This window comes from Psychrobacillus sp. BM2, assembly GCF_048572895.1.
Taxonomy (GTDB): domain Bacteria; phylum Bacillota; class Bacilli; order Bacillales_A; family Planococcaceae; genus Psychrobacillus.
In genome coordinates this window covers 597,195-616,065 of record NZ_CP183878.1, presented here as the reverse complement: position 1 = coordinate 616,065, position 18,871 = coordinate 597,195, and the positions used below count along the sequence as shown (strand labels likewise).

Genomic DNA, 18,871 nt, shown 5'->3' with positions numbered 1-18,871 from the left:
ATTGTAGTTAATTGTCAGAATTCTGCGGAGTTGTTTCTATCACAGAGACGCGTTTTCCAGGTTTCGTTGAATTCTGACTTTGTTCGGTAAACTGGTGCCCAACTCGAAACTCGAGTACCCAACTTTACTTTACTATCTTGATTGGTATGCCAACTTAATATACGGCTCTATTTGACTAAAACTCTCTACCCATTCAAGCCTTATATATGCTTCATGAGGGTATTTGGTATTTTCATAATCCTTTCTAGGATACTTAATACCGAGTTCACTATCAATTTTATTTTGTGTTTCTAAACCTAAACTTAGGTGCTCCTCTCCAATATGCAAGATTAAACACCGTTGTCTTGCAGTTGTTAGTGTAGCAAACTTGGTTTTCCCTACTTTTTTATAGCCTATTCCATCACTCGTTCCAGCATCCGCAACTGCAAATTCTTTATCATTACAAATATACGAATCTATAGTTCTTGCAAGTTCTCTCGCCTTTGACTTCTCAAATCTTAAAAAGAAATATTCCTTAGACTTCTGCACGTCACCAATACAGTTAATAATGCAGAATTGTTCAAACTGACTTAACAAAAAACAGGTAACTAAATCTTGTTTAGTTTCAAAATGCCTGTACTGCTCCATAAAAAAGCTTCGAATTTCTTTCCATGTTAAGATAAATGGTTTATCAGCGATCAACTGACCAGGTGCAAAATTACCTTTATGCCTTTCTAATTGTTCTAGTTCTAGGTAAGTGTTAAAACCAATTTTATTTTCTATTAATAGCGAAATATCATCTGAAATAATCGCTCCATCAGGTATTCCATATTGTCTAGGTGTTCCAGCTTTAACTTTTTTACTTTCTGCAATACCTACTACTGCAGCTATAGATGTTAGTTTGGAAAGTGGAGAACTCACTTGATATCGATATTCATAACCTTCCATAGAAACGGCATTTAAATCAAATAATTTTATAAAGGATGAAGTTAATTCGGGAGATGAATGCTGTAAAACATTTATAAAGGCTTTTGTTACATTATTTTCAACCTGTAAAATGTTTGTTTCCTCTGAACTATTTTTCGTTTGTCCTCTATAATAATGAAAAATATTTTCGTAGATAGACATGCCCTCACCCCACTTCTTTCTTATTCATATTCCAAGATAAGAAATAGTATGTGGAAATTACTTTTTTTCTTGAAAGATACCAGGTTCTCGTTGAATCCTGAATTGTTCAAGAACCTGGTATCCAACAATGATTCTAAATTATTTTAGAACCTAGTATTTAATAAGTATATAGGGCAAAAAAAGAAAAAAGCGTAATCCAAATAGGACTACGCTTTCTTCTTTCCCTAAAGAGGGAATACACTCGGAAAATTTGTTAATGTTGCTTAGTTAAACCAAAACTGACAATTTTAAAATTCATCTCGTAAGTGCCGTTAGGTCGTCTGATATAAAACATCAGACATTCAGATGCACTTCCACAAAAAACTTTTCTTTCACTTTCAGGTAAAACACGTTGGATCGGAACCTAAATATATCGGTTCCCGACGAGAGTACCTTTCGTCAGTAAAACAAATTTTCCGCCAAGGCTGTGCAAATCATCCATTGGAGTCTCTTGTAAACACATAGTTTACCAGTCCCTTCCTACGGTAGTTCCGCCTTGTACTATTTATATACCCCGTTAAAAAATGATTAAACATCTTTTATTGAATTTGTTTAAACTTTTTAATGAAATTTTTGGTGTGGATAACTGCTAACTTATGCATTATTATAGCTTTCCAAAATGCATTTACTTGCGCTCACTTGCCGGATACTTGCTCTCCCTAAGGCGGTACTTTCGGTTTGGAGGTGTTTACTAGCGGTTCTGTTGGTTTACTTGCGCTGTATGGGGATTTACTTGCGGAATGGAATTTTTTCCCGATACCACTAAACTCCCCTTCCTACCCATTGGCCAGAAGGAGAGTTATTGGGGACACTTTTAAGTGAAATTTACTTCTTGCTAGTGGGAAATGCTTTAAATATAATTAAATTATTCGGAATTTTCTTTTATAATATTATAATCACGTTGATTTTAGAGCCTCGTTCGGATTTAATGATTTATTGTTCTTTTATGAAGTTGATCAAAAAAATTTAATAAGTAAAGGATGTTTTAAGGTGTTTATTCACAAATTGATAGAGCGTCTCGGAAATGATATTGTTAGCCAAAATGAAAACGAGTTGTTCCGTCATAGCCATGATGAATCTTTTCATACACCAGTAGAGCCAGAGGTCGTCTGCTTTCCCAAAGGACGAGAAGATATTGAAGCGATAATGCTGGTGGCACGTGAGCATAAAGTACCTGTCACACCATTTGGTGCAGGATCTGGTTTAGAAGGACAAGCCATTCCAATTCAAAGAGGGATTTCTATTAACTTTGAAAATATGAATAATGTCATAAAGTTTTCACCCGAAGATTTAATGATTACCGTACAACCAGGTACTACACGCTTACAGTTAAATAAGTTCGTAAATCGACATGGCTTAATGTTTCCAATCGATCCAGGCGCAGATGCAACGATTGGAGGAATGGTAGCTACGAATGCAAGCGGTACGACAGCAGTTCGCTATGGATCTATGAGAGATCAGCTGCTCGATTTAGAAGTTGTTTTGGCTGATGGAACAGTAATTCATACAGGTTCACTTGCTAAAAAGTCATCTTCTGGATACCATTTGACAGGACTATTTGCTGGATCTGAAGGTACATTGGGCATAATTACTGAAGTTACCTTACGACTTCATGGGATTCCAGAACATACGATAGCAGCACGATGTACATTTAATACACCAAAAGAATGTGCTGAAGCCGCTCAGGCTATTTTACTAAGCGGGATTCCAGTCATGCGTATGGAGCTAGTTGATGCAGATAGTATTGCACAAGTGAATGCATACGGGGACTATAATCTTCCAGTTGCTCATTCGCTATTTTTTGAATTTGCTGGTCTCACGACTGCGGTTGAGGAAGAAGCAAAGCTTGTCGAACAATTAATGCACGAACTAGATTGTGACAACTGGGATGTTGCAAGTGGATCTAAAGAGCGAATGGAACTTTGGAAAGCACGCCATGAAATGTCCTATGCATACCAGCATGTAAAAGGAATGGCCAATACAGGAGCAGATGTGTGCGTTCCAATATCGAAGTTACCAGAACTTATTGTATATGCGCGAGAACTAATTGATGAAACTGGATTGACAGGAGGGGTTCTAGGGCACGTCGGCGATGGGAACTTCCATACAATTGTTCTTTATGATCCAAACGTTGAAGGCGAATTTGAAAAAGCAGAGTATACAAACGAAGCCCTCGCAATAAGAGCAATCGAAGTTGGTGGAACATGTACAGGCGAGCATGGTGTCGGACTTGGTAAGAGAAAGTTCCAAGAAAGAGAACATGGTGCAGCAGTTTCCTATATGAAACAAATGAAGCAAATATTCGATCCAGAAAGATTATTAAATCCCGGAAAAATATTTTTAGAAGATTAATCAATCATAAAAAGATCTGTTGGCAGTTTTATTGCTAACAGATCTTTTTGCATTTACATTATCAAAAAGACAGAAATGTTGTTAACTCAGCATTTCTGTTTTTACTTGTCTAAACTAACTCAACAATTACTAACGTCGATTCATATTCTGTTATTGCTTCATCTAACATTTGTAAACCTTCGTCAATTTGTTCTTTTGTCACAACTAATGGCGGAATCATTCTGATGACATCTCCATGGTTTCCACAGAGATAGAATAACACTCCTTTTTTTAGAGCCAGATCCAAGATCTTTAATAAGCCTTCTCCATTAGGTTTACCTGTTTCAGGATTAATAATTTCAATACCTATCATTAAACCAACAGCACGAATATCGCCAATTACGCTATGTCGTGCTTTTATATTTTCTAGTTGTTGGACTGCATAACTTCCCATTTTTCTAGTGTTTTCAAGAAGGTTTTCTTCTTTCATAATTTCCAAAGTGGTCAATGCGACCGAACATGCAATTGGATTGCCACCAAATGTTGTGCCATGACTTCCAAGTGGCCATTGCTTCATCAGTGCACTAGACGCAACTGTTGCGCTAAGCGGAAGACCCGATGCAATTCCTTTTGCTATTGCCATAATGTCTGGAGTAACATCGAATGTTTGTGCAGCAAACCATTCGCCTGTACGACCGAATCCAGTTTGCACTTCATCAAAAATTAGTAAAATTTGATGACGATCACAAATTTCTCGTATTTTCTTTAACCAACCTTTAGGTGGAACAACATAACCACCTTCTCCAAGAACAGGCTCTAAAATAACACAAGCTACTTCTTCAGGTGTTACTTGATGATTAAATAATGTCGCAAAGTCCGATTCCAATTTTTCGATTACGTAAGTTTCAGGATCAGCCCCTGGAGGGCATCCCTTAACATTTGCATAAGGTATTTGATATGTAAGCCCGGATGGTTGCATAAATTTACGGTATTTACTTTTGGACGTTGTCACACTTAATGCCCCTAATGAACGGCCATGAAACCCACCAGTAAATGAAACTACATAAGGTCGCTTCGTTACATACTTAGCAAGTTTAAGAGCACCTTCAATTGCTTCTGTGCCGCTATTTGCAAAGAAGAAGCAATCGAGATTCCCAGGCATAATTTCTGCAAGTTCATCTGCTAACTTCAAGATAGATTCATACATGATTACTCCAGAAGGGCCGTGAACTAAACCATCCGCAGCATCTTTTATCGCTTGAACAACTTTCGGATGACGATGACCGACATTTGTTACAGCAATACCAGATGTAAAATCTAGGTATCTCTTTCCATCTGCGCCGAAGTAGTAACAACCTTCCTCTTTCACTACTGGTAGATTTGGATGATCCTTAGCCATACTCGGGGCTAACCGATTTGGCATGTTTTTTAGTAGATGATCCCATTTGTTTTCCATAAAATTGACCCCCATAATCATATTGCGACACTTAAAATAACTAGTAGCGAAGAGAATTTCTAATGAATAGACTTCAAACTTTCTTCCCGAATAAGAGATAATAATTCCTCTTTGTAATTTCCGAATTCCACTGTGCTTTTCATACTGAATTCCCTTGGTCGTTCCAATGTAATCGGAATCTTTTTCTTTAAACGACCAGGTCTTGCTGTCATTACATAAACGGAGTCTGCTAAAAATATAGATTCATCTACATCATGTGTAATAAACAAAATTGTTTTTTTAGACTCTTCCCATGCTTTTAGTAATACTTCTTGCATGATAGTTCTAGTTTGCGCATCTAGAGCTCCAAAAGGTTCATCCATTATTAATATTTTGGGATCGTTGGCCAAAGCACGAGCAATAGCAACTCTTTGTTTCATTCCTCCTGACAACTGGATAGGGTAATGTTTCTCAAAACCTACTAAACCTATTAATTGTAAGTAGTATTTTGCAATTTCATCCCGCTCTTTTTGAGGAACATTTTTTAACTTTAAACCAAATGTGATATTATCTTTAACGTTTAACCATGGATACAAAGTGTAAGATTGAAAGACCATACCACGATCAGGACCAGGTCCATTAACTTCTTGCCCATCTAAGAGAACCTGACCCGAGGTTGACTCTTCTAAGCCCGCTACGATGCGTAATATGGTTGATTTCCCGCAGCCAGAAGGTCCTAAAATGGTTACAAATTCCCCGTCTTCTACAGTAAAAGAAGTCTTTTCGAGTGCTACTGTTTCTCCAGACTTCGTTTTAAATATTTTGCCTACGTCTTTAATTTCTAACTTTGGTCTAGTGATCTTCGGAATCGCAATTTCTTCTGTATCCAAGTTGGAGCTTTCTGCTGGCATGTCTAGTTTCTGTATTACCATATTAGTATCCATCCTTTCTCATCCAAGAAAACGAAGCACGGTAAATAGATTTAAACATGATATCTGTAATAAGCCCCAATAAACCTATTATCAATATGCCTACAATAATTTTATCGGGTTGCAGGAAACGAGATGCTTGCATAATCATATGTCCCAAACCGCTAGATGCTCCAACAATCTCAGCTACTACTAGATAAGTCCATGCCCATCCAAACGTTATACGAAGTGTATCCACAATTCCTGGTAGGGAAGCGGGGAGAATCACTTTTGAGAAGAGTTGAATATTCTTAGCTCCTAATGTATAGGAGACATCTATCAAATCGTTTTGCACATTCTTTGTAACATCCATCACCATAAGAGTTAGTTGAAAAAACGTTCCTAAGAAAATAACAGACATTTTCTCTGCCTCACCAAGGCCAATCCATAATATTAATAATGGAATAAACGCTGAAGCAGGCATATAGCGGATAAAACCAATAATTGGCTCAAAAGCGCCTTCCATAATTCGTAACGATCCCATTAGTATTCCTAAAGGTATCCCGATTAACGCAGCAACTAAAAATCCAGTAAGTACTCTTGAAAAACTAATACCGATATCAAAAAGAATATCTCCACTTACAAATAACTTAACGCCTGTTGCTAACACTGTTGTAGGAGTAGGTAAAAATAAGGCATTAACGAGCCCACTATAACTTAAGAGTGACCATAATCCAAGAACAACAAGAAACGTGAGGAACCCAACTGAAGTATAAATTTTCTTTGGTATTTCTTTTTTAGGAGTAAACCACTTATTTGCCATCAAAACCCCTCCATTCTATACATCTTTGTGAAAATAGTGCCGTTAACGTTTGCTTTAAAACGTTAACGACATCTCTATTTCTTATTTTAGAAAGCTAGGATCGATTAGATCATCTGCTTTAACGTCTTTCTCAATCACTTTTTGATCTTTGTAAAACTGAATAGTATTTTCCGTCGATTGATAAATGGATCCTTTTTCACCATCTAGACCAAATAAGTTGTCATTGTCTTCTTTTCCGAAAAATTTCAATCCTGTTTCAGTTGCTTCAAACTCTGCTACATCAATACTAAGGCCTTTTGCCATTATTTCATTTGCTTCTTTTTTATTATTCTTCCAATAATCCATCGCTTCACCCATTGCTTTTACGAATGCTCTAACATCTTCAGGGCGGTCTTTAATAACATCTTCTTTAAAAGAAATAGTATCAGTGATAATTCCAGGTAAATCTTTTGTTGATAACAATACTTTCCCGTTTGCTTGTGCTCCTTTTGTTAACCAAGGTTCCCAAGTAACAGCTGCGTCTACTTGTCCAGCTGCGAACGCCGCACCAGCATCACCTGCTGACATTTGTACGACTGTTACATCCTTTTCAGTTAGTCCACCTTGAGCTAATGCAGTTAATGCAAGCAGTTGACTTGTCGAACCTACTTCAAAGGCCATTTTCTTCCCTTTCAAATCTTCTATACTATTAATATCATTTTTTACAAGAATTCCATCACCGCCATAAGAATCGTCCAATAACCATACAACTTTAACTGGAATCTCCGCACCAGCAAGCGTTACTTGTACGTCTAGCGCAGTTGCCATACCATCCACTTTTCCGCCAGCTAAAGCTGCTTTACGTTCCCCTAAGCCTTCCACAATAGAAAGTTCAACATCTACCCCGTTTTTTTCAAAAAAACCTTTTTCCTTTGCTAAAAAAAGTGGACCATATCCAGTCCATGTTGGAAGTGTCACTTTTAACGGTGCCGATACTTTCCCACTTGTAGCGATTTTACTTTCTTCCTTCCCACAAGCTGTTAATACGATTAGTAATATTAGTGAACATACAACCAATGACCATTTCTTCAACCTAATTCCCCCTATTAATATGAATGTAAAAGTGCTTTTTCCATTTCGTTCCTCTAAATTTTCTGACCTCTTCTTTATCGCCCCCCCTCTAACCCAATTTGGAATTATTCGTTTTCCTTGTCTAAAGATGTAGAGTACTTTTTTAACTTACGAACGACAGAAGGTTGACTAATTCCTAATACATGAGCCATTTCCGTGGTCGTCTTGTAACGCTTTTGTGTATTCAATAGTACTTTCCTTTCAACAAATTCTAATATATGAGGTAAACTTTGACCGTCCAATTCAATACCAATTTGTTCCCCTTCTAATGGTTGGTATTGTAATGGCAAATCTTGAAAAGTGATTAAACTCGTTTCACTTTCGATAACAATTCGCTCAATTACGTTTTTTAACTCACGGAAGTTTCCTTTCCATTCAAGCTGAAGTAAATGAATGTACACATCATCCGTTAGTTTCTTATTGTATTGATATTTCTCATTTAATGTTTGTAAATAAAAAGAAATAGCTTTTTCAATATCTTCTGGTCTTTCACGTAATGGTTTCAACGCAATGGATGCAATATGAAGTAAGTAGAATAGATCTTCTCGGAATTTTCCTTGATGGACCAGTTCTTCCAATGGCATTTCGCTAATGGCAATAATTCTAGTAGTCGTTTGCTTATTTAAAAGGGTAAAAAGGATTGCTTGGGCAGCTATCGTCAGTTGATCAATTTCCTTTAGTACGAGAGTACCGCCAGATGAAAGAGCGAGATAACCTTGAGATTTAGCGTCTAGTTGACCGGTGAAAGCGTTCTCAAAAATGGATTCTGGTATTGAGCCGCAATTAACTTCAATGAAAGAACCTTCACTGTAGTTGCTTTGTGCATGAATAAACTTTGCTAAGGATGTTTTTCCAACACCATGCTCACCTTGAATGACAATCGGTACATCAAGACGAGCCATTTTAAGAGCTGTTTTGATGGCACGAGCTGAAGAGTGACTTTCCATTATGAGATAACTAATTTGAATATGCTGATCTCGTAAGTGGGCAAGCTCTTCTTTTACTTTGGACATTTCGGTTTCTAAATCTTGCAAGTACTCTTTCATAACGATTAGTTCAGATAGCTCATAAGAATAACTAATAACAAATTCAACTTCACGATGGTCATTAAAAAGCGGAATACCTGTTATTAATACTTTTCGTCCTGATGGTGTCATCTGAACGGTTACAATTTTTTTCTTTTTTTCTACAACTTCTGGTGTAATAGCCGGTGAGAAAATCCCCTGGGCTTGTAAATCTAAAACTGATTTCCCTAAAAGTTCAGAAGGTTTCATACCATAATGTTCGCCGCTTATTTGGGTAACTTTGATTATTTTCCCTTCACGTGAAGTTATAATGATATCTTCGTCGTAGGTATCAATAATTTCTTCCACGCTATTTGGAAGAAAATGCATCGACCTCATACTCGCCCTCCTTTATTATTCATTCTTGTATAAGACTATACAATATTGAATAATCCAATTGCAACAAAAATTTCAATTATTCTAATAATTTAATTGAAAGATCGTGAAAGGTCCAGGTTCTCATTGAATTCTGAATTATTTTAGAACCTATTTATTAAATTATATTAATACTTAATATTTGTAATCTATGAAAGTATTCATTGGAAAAAGCCAAAGAGAGAATTGCAGGAGCAATTCTCTCTTCTTCATTATTTAACTTTTATACCTAGCTCTAAATTGTATCAAATTGTCAGAATAGTGTATAATTGTTTATGACACTGGGACGCTTTTTAGTATAGCGGTTATACCCCTCTATCAGTGGGCGATATTTGGTACTTAGATATTTATATTTAAAAGTGTGAATTAGTCTATTGTCAGATTAGTGTAAAATTCCCCTAACACAGGGACGCGTCAACGAAGTTTTTAACATAGAGATACATTTTCATTTCATCCTTGCTCTCACTCTCTTATTCTCTCGCTCAAATCTAAATGCTGTTATGTAAAAGGAAACTTTCTCATAATGAGCCCAAACTTTCTCCTCGGACATTCCAAATTTCTTGCTCGTCATTTTTTTTACGATTTGATCAAGGGCTTCCAAATCATATCCACCGCGTTCATCATAATCATCAGAGCCATCTTCAATAGCGAAGTAAGCACTCTTGGTAATATGATCGTAGGCTTTTCTCACATAACGGTAAATTTCTCCCGCAGGAATACGATCAAGGATTTGTTCTGTTTCTTCATCAAAAATTGGGACTGCCATTCTATAAAACCCCTTTTCTTGTTTAAGAATAATTATGGACTAACTTTCTAGCTACTTCTTTTCGATACAACTCTACTAATTCTTCCTGCAATACATCTTGATCCTTTTTTAAATGTGGTCTGATATGGAAATAATCGAACTTGTTAGGATGTAGCTTTCCAAATGTAGGAACATTTGCATTTGTTAATAGCTCGTTCCATTTTATTTTTCTTTCTCTTAAATGATTTCGATTTGCATTGCTATTAATACCCCAGCACTTGCAAATCCAAGGGTGTTTTTTCAATTCCTCTAATGATGGATAATCATCTATGACAGGAATCTCACCCACACTTACCAATTTCTCAAACATAGCAATAGCATCTTGATACTTTGTATTACGCAAGGAAAATAGATTATAAATATGGACACGCCCATCCAATTCCTTCTCTGCATTAACACGTTCTACTAACTTCTGCATCTGCTGCATAGATTGATCTATTTTTGTTTCACCGAAATATGCATCCCCTTCCTTCAAAACTACATCTTCTATAGGTTTTGCTTTTCCAGGGTTTAGCAATAGAAAAGCACCTAGGGATTTCACACTCGTACCCCATTGCAAATAAGCTCTAGTTCGATATGTATATCCATTACGCTTTTCAAATTGACCATAAGCCTTCACGCTACCCATGTAATCTTCCCCCTATCTATCCCATTTTACTGTTACATCATTACTTTAAAGATTGAGAAATGCAAACAAAAGTGGTGGTTTTTTACAATCTATCATAATTCTATTGTATCAAGCTAAAAAGAGTTTGAATAGTCAAAATTAAAGATAGATAATAACTTACATGGAATCGCTAAATAACGCCCAACTGTTCAGCGGGCGTTATTTAGTGCATACTTATTTAAATAGTGAATTGTAGTCTATTGTCAGAATAGTGTAGAATTGTTTCTGACACAGGGATGCTTTTTTAGAGAAGATAAGTACTTTCAACTGTCCAATGCAACTCACCTTATAGAAGACGGGCCTGCAGTGTACAAACGCACGAAGCCAACTAATGTAAATAGCAGTTGGAAATCCGGAATCAATGAGTAATGGTGGGGAATTTTTTTGGCTATTAAGTGATGGTCGCCTTTATGTAGATTTAGATTCTCCATATGTAGAGAATTATTATATTCCTAAATTAAAAAACACATTAAACTAAAGATAATTTAATAGTGCCTTGTAAAGAAAAATCTTTGCAAGGTTTTTTCCTCTTATAGTCAATAACTGCGAGAGTTTAGAATGGTTAAACCCTCTTTTTTTCGCCTTAACTGTTTATGCTCTGCAAGGCTTTCTATAAAGTCCTATGAATTGTAGACTATTGTCAGAATTCTGTAGACTTAGTTTCTAACACAGTTGGTTGACTCCCTTAAATTGGACACATGAGATGTTATAATTGTGAATTGCAGTCTATTGTCAGAATTGTTTCTAACACAGGGACGCGTCACTAATTCTATGTACGTTCCGTTCTTGAATTACTTTAAGCAATTGTGGAAACTGTATGACTCTAGCAGATTTAAATCATTTTTGAATTTGAAGGTTGATTATCCAGAAAATATAATAATCGAATAGATAAATTCAAAGTTTTCTATGGAGATGTTGCTTTTAATTGCTTTAAGGAAAATACGGAAAGTTCAGCTTCCTACAAGAAGTATATGTCGCTAAAGATTAAGGAGAGTGGAGGATACCGTGGGATTATAATTAACACACTTTATCCTCCTACTAAGTAGAGAAGTAGAGTCCTATCATAATGACTGCTATCAAAATTAAATAGTAAATCATATTGTAATTTTTTGTTAACCTAACTTTTGATAAGTACGGTGCAGTGTACATCGCTGCAAGAATATAAAATACAGCTCTTAACCTAGTATCTCCTGATCCAGCATACGCAATCGAATAAACCACCCAATAAAACATCATGACCAAGAAAATAATATAATTCTTTTTGATATTTCTTAATGATATTAACGATAATAAAAATAAAGGTAAGAATAACCACCAAGCCAAACTTCCTAAGAAAATTAATACATTACCAGTATAGGTGAAAAATAAAAATGACTCGCTTCCAAACAAAGCTCTAATTGGTCCAGGTCCCAATATAAATCTCCCCATAGACATTGGTAAACTCAGTAAACTCGAATTTACCATTTGAGTTAAAGAATCTCCTCCTAAAGATTGTTGCGTTACACTATAGGTCTTCGTATATAGATCAAATGTATTTAGACCTTTTTGCGCGAAAGGTACTACAATGACACTTAATGCCACGATTAAAGTTGCAAGTGTAAAGATTTTTTTGCGTTTCAATAAACTATTTATAATGATTGATGCAAATAGTACCAGTAGCAGATAAATAAACCACTGTCTCAGATCCTGAATAAAATAGTAAATTATAGTTAAAGGTACAATTAACCATAAATTTATTTTAATATTTTCAAGTAACTTAAATAATATATATATAAAAATTACTAATAAATAAAGAAATAAAATATCTTTCAAATTTCTAACGGCAGTCCAAATAACAACTCCGTTGAACAAAATGAACCAAACCATAAACCTTGAGACATTATAATTAACATCAATGTACTTCGTCATAATCTTATAAACGAATAAAATTGAATTTACAAATAAGAGAACATTACATAATCTAATTAATATGATAGAGTCTGTTAAGCTAGTATTTATAATTAATGAGCCATATAGTAAATACGTAGTATTAAACTTATCGTTAATATAAGCAAGCCAATCAAACGAATTTATAGCATTAATTATTTCGTTGTAATAAACTTGCTCATCGCTGCCATAAGTAGAGACCCCTGTATAAGCAAATTCTAAATGAAGTATACATACTGAACCGAATCCTACTAAAATTGCACCTAAAGATGCCTTAGTAATACTTTTATTTGCTATGCCTTTTAATAATAACTTTAACTGGAAAATCAAAAGTAATAATATAATCATTTTTATCTCCTACTTCGAATGCCATCTCCAAGCACTTTTGATTATCTCTTCCAACTGAAACCTCGGTTTCCAACCTAAAGATTTGTTAATCTTCCCTGAAGAAGCCACCAAAACCGCTGGGTCTCCATGTCGTCGATCGACATACTCAACAGTTGCAGACCTACCTGACACTTTTTCACATACTTCAATGATTTCTTTTACGGAGTATCCTGAACCGTTTCCAAGATTAAAAACTTCATTAAATACTTCTCCACTTACTAATCCCTCATATGCAAGTACATGGGCAATAGCTAGGTCAGTTACATGAATGTAATCTCTTACACAGGTTCCATCTGCTGTATTATAATCAGTGCCAAAAACGGAGATTTTATCTCTTTTACCTAATAGATGTTGTAAGACTATTGGTATCAGGTGAGTTTCGGGATTATGGCTCTCACCAATTTGACCTGAATCATGAGCACCAGCAGCATTGAAGTATCTCAAAACTATATATTGAAAATCATGTACATGAGCTACATCCGCTAGGACTTGTTCTACCATTAACTTTGAACGACCATAAGGATTTATAGGGTTTGTTACTGTCTCTTCGGTAATTAAATCCGTGTCTGGTATCCCATAGGTAGCTGCTGTAGAAGAAAAGATAAATTTCCCTACTCCGTGTTCAACCATTTTCTTAAGTAAAGTCACTGTTGAACTCACATTATTATCATAATACATTAACGGGTTTTCGACAGATTCCCCAACTAAGCTATTAGCTGCGAAATGAAACACTGCATCGATTTTATGTTCAGTAAATACCAGGTCAAGAACAGATGCATCTCCTAAGTCACCTTTTACAAATGTTACTCCTTCTTCTAATAAAAAAGGATATCCTGTTGATAAATTATCCAATACAACGACTTCATAATTACCAATTAATTCTTTCACGGTGTGACTCCCAATATAACCAGCTCCACCGCATACCAATATCGACATGTTATTCTCCTTTTACAATTTATTCAAATAAATAACTGAATTATGTTTTCATAAGTATGATACTAACAAGTAATAATTAATGTTGGTTTAACCATTTCCTCTTATTTTAGTACATAACATTTTGATATGTAAGAAATTTTGTAAATTAAACAGAGATAACTGCTTTTAATCTGGCCAAATAGTTCTTGGAAACGAAAGTAGAATACACAACTTTTAAAAAAGGAAGCCTCTGAAGATGAAATTTTGGCAGCAATAGGGACTCGTTTAAATTTATTATTCCAATAAATCAGCAATTCTCTTAATTGCGGAACCACCTCCATATGGATTGCTTGCCTGACTCATTTTTTCATAATCTGTTCTATATTCGAGGAGTAATTTAATAATCTCTTTATCAGGTCCAACCAACTTCAGAGTTCCCTCTGCTATGCCTTCCCGGCACACCCTTGTATCACGTATTACTAGTACTGGCCTACCTAGACTCGGGGCTTCCTCTTGAATGCCACCACTATCAGTCAATATTAGGTATGATCTTGAAAGGAAATTGTGGAAATCTACGACTTCTAAAGGCTCTATAATTCTGAACCTATCACAATTCCCAAGAATTTCATTAGCAATTTGCTTTACTACTGGGTTCATATGAATTGGATATATTGCCTTAATATCCGAATGGACATTCTTCAACAATACTTTTAAGACTACAGGATAGAGCTAATAACAAACTAAATAGCCTCCTACTCTAAATTAAATAAGCATATCGTGACCTATAAAATAAGATTATACTAGTGTTTCTACTTTCTCATTCATCTCGTATAAATTACCGAAGTTATAGTATTTAATCGCTTCACTATTAATTTTGACACAATTTTTAGTATCAAAAACTACTGGGTTTCTCATTTTTGAATGAATCTTAACTTCATCTAGACCTTTGAACTCATTATGATCGGTAAGAACTAGAATACAATCTGCTTGATCGATTGCCTCATCAAAAGTGGATAATGGGAAGCCAACTTGCTCTTGTTTAACGTGTGGATCGAAAAGTGATAAAATATAATTTTTTCCCTTTAATAAACTTAATACATCCATTGCCGGGCTCTCACGGACATCGTCAATATTTCCTTTATATGTTAGACCGAAAATTGCTATTTTCCCCTTGCTATCAACAATTTTATCAACATGTTCTACAACAAACTCTGGCATAGAATTATTTATTTTTCTTGCATTAATAATGAGTGGTGAATCTTCTGGTGCTTTTTCGATAATGAAATATGGATCAACAGCAAGACAGTGTCCACCAACACCTGGCCCTGGCTGATGTAGATTTACTCGTGGATGCCGATTTGCTAATTTAATTACCTCTAAAGCATCAATTCCCAGTTTATCTGATATTTTAGTCAATTCATTAGCAAGAGCGATGTTCACATCACGGTAAGTATTTTCCATAAGTTTTGACATTTCTGCAGAAATAGCACTTGTAATAATAATCTCTCCAGTAACAAAAGTACTGTATAGTTGTGCAGCCTTTTGGGCTGAAAAGTTATTAATTCCACCTACAATACGTGTATTTTCAACTAATTCAATTAGAATTCTTCCTGGTAATACTCTTTCAGGACAATGCGCTAAAAAAAGTTCCTCTCCTATATTCCAACCTTCAGCTTGAATAATCGGTGCCACAAAGTCATCAATGGTGCGAGGAGGAATAGTAGATTCAACAATGACTAAATTATCCTTTTCCAAGTAAGGTAGTATACTCTCAATTGCTGATCTTACATATTCTAAATTCGCGGTATGACCCGGATAATTAGGTGTTGGAACAGCAATAATGAAGACATCTGCATTTTCTGGTATAGTAGTAGCTCTTAATCTATCTTCCTGAACCACTTTTTTTACTAATTCACCAAGACCGATTTCTTCAATATGAATGTCTCCCTGATTTAATAGATTTACAGCATTTTCATTTACATCGACACCTAAGACTTCATACCCTGTATTCGCAAACATAGCAGCCGTTGGTAATCCAATATAGCCAAGTCCCACTACACATATTTTATTCATAATAAATACCTCCAAAAGTTCATCATTTCTTACTTAGATAATTTTTATTATTAACACACATCTAACCTTTTCTTTTTACTTAATTTGTAAATAAAAGCAAAGAAAATAATATATATAATAGAATAAGTTAATGAGATAATTTTTAAAAATATTTCAATTTCATAATTGGAAAATTTACATGTTACATACGCAATTACTGAGCACGGAATAAAGAGTGCCTGTATTTTCATCTCTAATTTTTGTTTACCTGCAACAATTAATGCCGGAGTTAAGGCTGATACTACAAGACGTATACCGTACATAGGTGCTAAAATTCTAACATACCCCCCAGCAGTTCCCCAGCCGTCTCCAAATACCAATTCAAATAAATTGGGTCCAAGAAACATTAAAACTATGATCATTGGAACTGAAATAATGGAGAGTATTATAGTAATTTTCTTCAATGTATTAAAAAAATTTCCTGTTTCATTCATTTCATCTGTCGCTCTTTGAAAAAAAACTTTAGAAATATTCATACTAATTAGACTTAATGGTAATCCAAGCATTCTATATGCCATGGAATAATATCCAAATACATTTAGACCAAATAAACCAGTTATAAATAAATTAATTATCGAATAAGAAAAAGTACCTATGAAATGTGCCGGCATGGAAAATAGAGGTTGATTTTTATAATTAATTAGTGCTTTTTTGACTCCTTTAATGTCTACCTGTTTTAGAAGTGATGCATTTTCTATAAGTTTACTACTTTGTTTTTTAAAACCAGAAATAGAACCAAGCAATTGGGATATCAACAAGCCTATAACTCCGAGTTTTAATAACCCTAAAGAAACTAAACCGATATTTTGTACTGTGGTTCTGATTACATAAACCGATGATATTGTTTTATACTCTTTATGTCTATTATTATATGAAGTTAAAACATTTGATAATGAATTTATCAATAAAAGAAGAATCACTACATAAGCATAAATCCCGACCTTATTTGTTATATTTGGCTTACTTGATAAATAAAATGAGTAAGCAATTGTAATTAGAATTGTTAGTAAGATAGAAAATACAATACTCGCAACGGCTATTTCCATTGCTTCTTTTTCATCCTTAGCAGAAACAATCGATAGGTCGTATTTCCCACAAATTATTGGACCAAATAATGATATTACAGTAAGTAACAAAGTATATATACCAAGTTCTTCTGGTGAATATAAACGGGTAGATATTGGAGATACTATAATTGTAATAGCTTGCGCTAACGATGCACCAGTGATTAGTTGGGTAATTGGTCTATTTTGCTCTGAGTTCAAGATGCTTTTTGTTTTTTTTATTAACATGCCCCTGCCCCATTTTACAATAAATAGAATCATAATAATTATTTATTGAATATTTTAAAGTAGTAATATAATAAGGAAAACTGTACAATAACTAACATAAACTAGCTATGAAACCACCCCATGAATATTGCCATTGAGATATAGAGTATTGATATAAATTTAATTGTTTTTAAATAGGATCCATTAGGTAATATTTTTTATATGGAATAGATAATAGCATTGCAGATATAAATTCGAATGCAGCAGTTCCAAAAGAAACAAACCAGATATTTTTTATTACATCTAATTTATGATATCTATCCTGCATAACCCTTCAATCATAGGATTATTTATAGTAGTTTTAATTCTATATTTTAATTATCCTATCAGCTATTGTTTTAGGGCTAAATTCTTCGACTACAAATCTATAATTGTTGTATTTGTTCTTATTTATTTGTTCAATACTTTTCTCAAGAACTTCTATATTATTTTGTGCAAATATGTATCTTTTATATTTCATAAACGTTTCTTTAAGGAGTTCTGAATCCCCATCAAGCAAAAATAGAATTAATTTATTCGTCCCGGAGTATTGGTATATTTTCCCTGGAATCTGCGTTCCTTTTAAATTACTCAAATGGACTAGTACATCACATTCTCTTTCTAACTCTTTAGTTTTTTCAAAACTAACTCTTGGATAAATCTTAATACGGTCTGTACATTCAAGTTTTATATCACTACCTCCACAAATTATTAATTTATGTTTGGTATTTTTTATAGCTTCATAAAACGGTTTAATGTCCCTTATCCTAGATGAATAATCTCCACAGTATAAAAATGTTAAAGTTTCTTCCTTTATATTTTTAATGGGATAAATTTCTTTTTTTACATATGGAATGGGTTCACAATACATTTTCTTTGCATAGTGCGGATATATTTCTTTCTGTAATTTTAAAGTTAAACTTGAAACATAGATTGCTTTCTTTGCATATTTTAAAAGTCTATCTTCTTCTTTATTAATTTTTAATTTCATTAATTTATTCTTTCTTGTAATATCTGAAAGAAAAGGATCTCCCCAAATTTGGATCCAGGGCGTATTTTTGAGGATATTTTTTTCAAACAATTCACTAACAAATAAGTGAGATGATTTTGGATCAGATGAAGAAATAATTACATCATAATCTATATCACTGATACCAACTTTCATAGCATAGGACGACATTCCTTTTAAGTTATCGTATATTTCAAAATTTGACATTATTTTATAAGCAATATTTTTCAAAGGTTTTAAAACTTTGAATTTTCTGCTAATTTTAACAATTCCCTGAATACCGCTTAATTTTAGGTAAGTTACATTTAATCTATCATTAGATAAACTTCCATCAAAATTCGAATGGTTTTTATCATACTCTGTAGTTATCAAATCTATATTATGCCCTAGCTCGAGTAAGCCTCCAATTGTTGCTTTATTTCTAATAGAAGCAGATGTATTAATCTCTAATGGTCTAGAAACTACATACAAAATCCTCATTATACCAACCCCTTTTTTAACAGAGTATATGTCTTGCCAGTCTTCCTGCTTATACCAAGTCTAATTCG

The 18,871-nt window shown here is 34.3% G+C and carries 14 protein-coding genes and 1 pseudogene; 1 reads left to right on the top strand and 14 read right to left on the bottom strand.

What is annotated here, in order from left to right; genetic code table 11:
* Positions 1-132 precede the first annotated feature (132 nt).
* Positions 133-1,107, bottom strand: a complete 975-nt coding sequence (locus tag ACN6MX_RS02695) for a hypothetical protein (RefSeq protein WP_419961145.1) — start codon at positions 1,105-1,107, stop codon at positions 133-135.
* Positions 1,108-2,136: 1,029 nt separating this feature from the next.
* On the opposite strand from ACN6MX_RS02695, the gene ACN6MX_RS02690 reads away from it, so the two are divergent.
* Positions 2,137-3,498 (top strand): FAD-binding oxidoreductase, encoded by a 1,362-nt coding sequence (locus tag ACN6MX_RS02690; RefSeq protein WP_419961144.1) that lies wholly within the window; start codon positions 2,137-2,139, stop codon positions 3,496-3,498.
* A 109-nt stretch (positions 3,499-3,607) separates the two neighbouring features.
* Here ACN6MX_RS02690 and ACN6MX_RS02685 read toward each other — a convergent pair whose 3' ends face one another.
* From ACN6MX_RS02685 to ACN6MX_RS02625, 13 genes and pseudogenes are all read right to left on the bottom strand, one after another.
* Entirely contained in the window at positions 3,608-4,933 is a 1,326-nt protein-coding gene (locus ACN6MX_RS02685) for an aspartate aminotransferase family protein (RefSeq protein ID WP_419961143.1), read from the bottom strand.
* A gap of 59 nt (positions 4,934-4,992) precedes the next feature.
* Positions 4,993-5,856: an ABC transporter ATP-binding protein gene (locus ACN6MX_RS02680; RefSeq protein WP_419961142.1), complete on the bottom strand. Its 864-nt coding sequence runs from the start codon at positions 5,854-5,856 to the stop codon at positions 4,993-4,995.
* The gene (locus tag ACN6MX_RS02675) at positions 5,846-6,643 is read right to left on the bottom strand and encodes an ABC transporter permease (RefSeq protein ID WP_419961141.1); all 798 of its coding nucleotides are present in this window, start codon (positions 6,641-6,643) and stop codon (positions 5,846-5,848) included. Before ACN6MX_RS02675 ends, ACN6MX_RS02680 begins: the two co-directional genes overlap by 11 nt.
* 81 nt (positions 6,644-6,724) lie before the next feature.
* A complete protein-coding gene (locus ACN6MX_RS02670; protein ID WP_419961140.1) occupies positions 6,725-7,714 on the bottom strand; it encodes an ABC transporter substrate-binding protein in 990 nt (329 codons plus the stop codon).
* 104 nt (positions 7,715-7,818) lie between these two features.
* Positions 7,819-9,156 (bottom strand): sigma 54-interacting transcriptional regulator, encoded by a 1,338-nt coding sequence (locus ACN6MX_RS02665; RefSeq protein ID WP_419961139.1) that lies wholly within the window; start codon positions 9,154-9,156, stop codon positions 7,819-7,821.
* 481 nt (positions 9,157-9,637) lie between these two features.
* Positions 9,638-9,958, bottom strand: coding sequence for a hypothetical protein (locus ACN6MX_RS02660; RefSeq protein ID WP_419961138.1), 321 nt, complete (start codon positions 9,956-9,958; stop codon positions 9,638-9,640).
* 22 nt (positions 9,959-9,980) lie between these two features.
* Positions 9,981-10,625, bottom strand: coding sequence for a hypothetical protein (locus ACN6MX_RS02655; RefSeq protein ID WP_419961137.1), 645 nt, complete (start codon positions 10,623-10,625; stop codon positions 9,981-9,983).
* A 1,077-nt stretch (positions 10,626-11,702) separates the two neighbouring features.
* A complete protein-coding gene (locus ACN6MX_RS02650; RefSeq protein ID WP_419961136.1) occupies positions 11,703-12,938 on the bottom strand; it encodes a hypothetical protein in 1,236 nt (411 codons plus the stop codon).
* 9 nt (positions 12,939-12,947) lie between these two features.
* Positions 12,948-13,913 (bottom strand): UDP-glucose 4-epimerase GalE, encoded by a 966-nt coding sequence (galE, locus tag ACN6MX_RS02645; protein WP_419961135.1) that lies wholly within the window; start codon positions 13,911-13,913, stop codon positions 12,948-12,950.
* Between the two features lie 273 nt (positions 13,914-14,186).
* Positions 14,187-14,582, bottom strand: a pseudogene (locus ACN6MX_RS02640) (UDP-N-acetylglucosamine 2-epimerase); the annotation flags it as partial.
* A 105-nt stretch (positions 14,583-14,687) separates the two neighbouring features.
* Positions 14,688-15,965 (bottom strand): nucleotide sugar dehydrogenase, encoded by a 1,278-nt coding sequence (locus ACN6MX_RS02635; protein WP_419961134.1) that lies wholly within the window; start codon positions 15,963-15,965, stop codon positions 14,688-14,690.
* A gap of 50 nt (positions 15,966-16,015) precedes the next feature.
* Positions 16,016-17,296: a lipopolysaccharide biosynthesis protein gene (locus tag ACN6MX_RS02630; protein ID WP_419961133.1), complete on the bottom strand. Its 1,281-nt coding sequence runs from the start codon at positions 17,294-17,296 to the stop codon at positions 16,016-16,018.
* Between the two features lie 346 nt (positions 17,297-17,642).
* Positions 17,643-18,803: a hypothetical protein gene (locus ACN6MX_RS02625; protein WP_419961132.1), complete on the bottom strand. Its 1,161-nt coding sequence runs from the start codon at positions 18,801-18,803 to the stop codon at positions 17,643-17,645.
* Between the last annotated feature and the right edge of the window lie 68 nt (positions 18,804-18,871).

Coding starts and splice junctions, on each gene's coding strand:
- ACN6MX_RS02680 (WP_419961142.1), bottom strand. CDS start 5,856: ATGGATACTAATATGGTAATACAGAAACTAGACATGCCAGCAGAAAGC.
- ACN6MX_RS02675 (WP_419961141.1), bottom strand. CDS start 6,643: ATGGCAAATAAGTGGTTTACTCCTAAAAAAGAAATACCAAAGAAAATT.
- ACN6MX_RS02625 (WP_419961132.1), bottom strand. CDS start 18,803: ATGAGGATTTTGTATGTAGTTTCTAGACCATTAGAGATTAATACATCT.
- ACN6MX_RS02635 (WP_419961134.1), bottom strand. CDS start 15,965: ATGAATAAAATATGTGTAGTGGGACTTGGCTATATTGGATTACCAACG.
- ACN6MX_RS02655 (WP_419961137.1), bottom strand. CDS start 10,625: ATGGGTAGCGTGAAGGCTTATGGTCAATTTGAAAAGCGTAATGGATAT.
- ACN6MX_RS02665 (WP_419961139.1), bottom strand. CDS start 9,156: ATGAGGTCGATGCATTTTCTTCCAAATAGCGTGGAAGAAATTATTGAT.
- galE (WP_419961135.1), bottom strand. CDS start 13,913: ATGTCGATATTGGTATGCGGTGGAGCTGGTTATATTGGGAGTCACACC.
- ACN6MX_RS02630 (WP_419961133.1), bottom strand. CDS start 17,296: ATGTTAATAAAAAAAACAAAAAGCATCTTGAACTCAGAGCAAAATAGA.
- ACN6MX_RS02650 (WP_419961136.1), bottom strand. CDS start 12,938: ATGATTATATTATTACTTTTGATTTTCCAGTTAAAGTTATTATTAAAA.
- ACN6MX_RS02685 (WP_419961143.1), bottom strand. CDS start 4,933: ATGGAAAACAAATGGGATCATCTACTAAAAAACATGCCAAATCGGTTA.
- ACN6MX_RS02660 (WP_419961138.1), bottom strand. CDS start 9,958: ATGGCAGTCCCAATTTTTGATGAAGAAACAGAACAAATCCTTGATCGT.
- ACN6MX_RS02695 (WP_419961145.1), bottom strand. CDS start 1,107: ATGTCTATCTACGAAAATATTTTTCATTATTATAGAGGACAAACGAAA.